The organism is Massilia aquatica (assembly GCF_011682045.1).
Taxonomy (GTDB): Bacteria; Pseudomonadota; Gammaproteobacteria; order Burkholderiales; family Burkholderiaceae_D; genus Telluria_A; species Telluria_A aquatica.
The window spans coordinates 1-1,294 of record NZ_VVIW01000068.1; the positions used below are offsets into that span (position 1 = coordinate 1).

The 1,294-nt window shown below is 50.9% G+C and carries 1 protein-coding gene; it reads right to left on the reverse strand.

What is annotated here, in order from left to right; all coding sequences use genetic code 11:
* Positions 1-428 precede the first annotated feature (428 nt).
* Positions 429-923: an outer membrane beta-barrel protein gene (locus F1609_RS33880; protein WP_167082334.1), complete on the reverse strand. Its 495-nt coding sequence runs from the start codon at positions 921-923 to the stop codon at positions 429-431.
* Positions 924-1,294: the final 371 nt, after the last annotated feature.

Sequence of the window (1,294 nt, forward strand, 5' to 3'; positions counted from 1 at the left end):
ATCGACTGTTAATTGTTAAAGAACTTATTCTGTACTGCCTTCTGCCGTTTGCTACGAAGCGTTGTGTTCGTTGCAGCAGAGAGGTGAGATTATGCAGCGTTTCGCGTTTTTCGTCAACCTCTTTTTTACTACCGCGTCTCCTTGGAGACGGCCCTGACAGACTGCTAACTACTTGATTTCGTTAACCCTTTCTGCGGGGAGGCGAACTATAGCAGAGCTTCTCAAACTTTGCCAAGTTGTTTTGACGCTGGACCGATAGAACGTCGCAGGAATCGCCAGGTAGAGACGCGCTGCTGGCTGTTTGCCGACGCCGCAGGCCTTGTTGGATGAGCGCGATTGCATGTGGCCCCTTCGGGCTCAGGCTTCTCGTTGGCCAAAAAAAATCCCGCCGGGCTTTCGCCTGGCGGGACTTTCTTAAGAACGATGACTTAGAACTGGAACGATACGCCAGCGCTGAAGTTGGTCAGATCGCTGCTTGGACGCTGAACTTCGATACGACCCGAAATTGCTGGCGTGAAAGCGTAGGTTGCGCCAAAGCCATACAGCGCTTTGTTCGTCGACTCGGTTGCGCTGTAGCCGCCAGCGGATGCTTTAGCTTCCAGACGGTTATAGCCCAGACGACCGAACAGGCCGAAGCCGCTGCTCAGTGGAACCGAACCGATGACCGAGATAGCAGCTTGGTCGAAGGTAACGTCGGTGTTGCGTTCGTCGAACGAAGCCAGACGGCGATAGCCTGCTTCAACCGCGATGGTCGGGGTGATGTTGTAGCCGACGAACGCGCCGTAGCCGGTTTCGCGGTCGGAGTAGTCGTCAACTTTGGTGGTGCCGAAATCGCCACCAACATAGAATTTGTTCGCTTCAGCGGCGAAAGACGAGGAAGCCATAACGGCCAGAGCTGCTGCAAATGCGATCTTTTTAAACACGGGTAAATCCTTTTTTATTAGTTAAATTATCCAACTAAGACTACGTCTTGGTCGCGTGCCATATTTTACTCGGGGTTCAGACCATAGACAATTTTGCACAATAGGATTAACGAATAATGTTGTTTTCCGATGCTTATCCGAGCCTTTAAGGCCCGATTAATATTCAGTCGTGCCGGGAAAATGCAACGACGAATCCATTGATGAAAACTTCCCGATCAATACAAAAACGCGGACGAAAAAAAAACCCGGTTTGCACTAAGCGCGATCTTGAGCGCGCTTAGGCTTACCGGGGTCTTTCTCTTATAACTAGCCTGACGATGACCTACTTTCACACTGGTTGCAGCACTATCATCGGCGTAAAATCGTTTCAC